This window comes from Kitasatospora sp. NPDC059817, from assembly GCF_042731835.1.
GTDB lineage: Bacteria > Actinomycetota > Actinomycetes > Streptomycetales > Streptomycetaceae > Kitasatospora.
On record NZ_JBHWIR010000416.1, the window covers coordinates 1 to 1,751 of the forward strand.

Below are 1,751 nucleotides of genomic sequence, written 5' to 3' on the forward strand. Positions count from 1 at the left end.
GTGGTCAACCTCGCACTCCAGGCCGTCGCCGGCACCGCCGTCCCGCTCGGCGTGATACCCGCCGGCACCGGCAACGACCACGCCCGTGCCTACGGCCTCCCGCTCGCCACCCCCGAAGCCGCCGCCGACGTCGTCGCCGCCGGACGCACCAGGACCGTCGACCTCGGCCTGGTCACCGCCGCCGACGGCACCACCCGCTGGTACGGCTCCGTCCTCGCCACCGGCTTCGACTCGCTGGTCAGCGACCGTGCCAACCGCCTGCGCTGGCCCCGCGGCCGGATGCGCTACAACCTGGCCATCCTCGCCGAGTTCGCCAACCTGCGCCCGCTGCCCTTCCGCATCACCCTCGCCGACGGCACCGTCATCGAACGCGACCTCACCCTGGCCGCCGTCGGCAACACCCGCAGCTACGGCGGCGGCATGCTCATCTGCCCCGACGCCCTCCCGGACGACGGCCTCCTCGACCTCACCCTCGTCGCCGCCATGCCCCGGCTGCGCATCGCCCGCTTCTTCCCCACCCTCTTCAAGGGCACCCACACCACCCACCCCGAAGTCACCACCCACCGCACCGCATCCCTGCGGATCGACTCCCCCGCCATCACCGCCTACGCCGACGGCGAGTTCATCGCGGCCCTCCCCGTCGACGTGAGCGCCGCCCCCGGGGCCCTTCACCTCCTGGTGCCGTGACCCACCCGTCTCCCCGTCGGAGCCGCGAGCCTCACCCGGTCAGGCGGCGGCGCCAGAGGAGCGGGCGGATCTCTATCGCTTGGGAGGGGTCGGCGTTCCAGATGACGGGCAGGCCGGCCTCGGTGAGCGCGGCGGCCACCTCGTGGCCGATGGCGGTGGTGGTCAGCGGGGAGGCGTCGAAACCGCCGTAGCGGAGGGCGAGGCCGTGGCCGGCGGCGGCGGAGTCGGTGGACTGGGTATGGAAGTAGACGTAGCCGCGGGCGTCCGGCGCCCCGGCGTCGGCGATCTCGGCGTCGCCGCAGGAACCGCAGCAGCTGAAGTGCTCCCGGGCGGTGATGCCGGCCTCCTCCAGGGCGGCGAAGGCCCGGGTGAGGCGTTCCGGGTCGGTCTCGCCGATCCAGCCGGTCTGCTCGCCGACGCGCTCCAGCCAGAGCCGGTCGGCCAGTTGCTCGGCCTGGTCGCGGGAGGGCGGGCGGTGGTCGCCGGAGACCAGGTGGTCCTCGGCGAGTTCGGCGAGCTCGGCGCGGGTGGTGTAGCCGCCGGCCAGGGTGAGGCGCAGCCGGTCGTGCAACTGCCGCAGGTCGTCGGCGGGCAGGTCGAGCGGCGGGGCAGGCTCGGGCTGCGGGCCCAGGTCGAGCGGCTGCCAGTCCAGGCCGTCGCCCCAGCCCGGCTCGTGCCGCGCCCAGCCCGTCATCGCGGCGATGACCGCCTCGGGACCGTCGGTGCGAACCTCGAAGTGCCGGGCGGCGGAGCCGTCGCGGTGTTCGAGCGTGTACTCGCCGCCTTCGGCGTGCCACACCTGGATGAAGACGTCCGGCAGGTCCGGTATCCGCTGGGCGACCAGGAAGCGGTCGCCCTTCGCGCCGATCCGCCGCACCAGCCGCGCCAACTCGGCCGCCTCCACCCGGAGGTGGCGCGTCCCGTCGTTCTCCTGCACCCCGATCGCCAGCATGTGGATCACCCAACCACACGCCACTGACACTGATAGTTCTAACCGGGTCCCTGGTGGTCGTGGCTCTGCCACTGACTGACGCCCTGCTGGGCTGTCCTCCGGTTGTTCTGTC

At 73.6% G+C, this 1,751-nt stretch carries 2 protein-coding genes; one reads left to right on the plus strand and one right to left on the minus strand.

Going from position 1 to position 1,751, the window contains the following annotated elements; genetic code table 11:
• Positions 1-687, plus strand: a 687-nt coding sequence (locus ACFV61_RS35875) for a diacylglycerol kinase (RefSeq protein ID WP_380496372.1), incomplete at its 5' end; no start/stop codon positions are given.
• Between the two features lie 31 nt (positions 688-718).
• Here ACFV61_RS35875 and ACFV61_RS35880 read toward each other — a convergent pair.
• Positions 719-1,639, minus strand: coding sequence for a DUF6891 domain-containing protein (locus tag ACFV61_RS35880; protein WP_380428726.1), 921 nt, complete (start codon positions 1,637-1,639; stop codon positions 719-721).
• Positions 1,640-1,751: the final 112 nt, after the last annotated feature.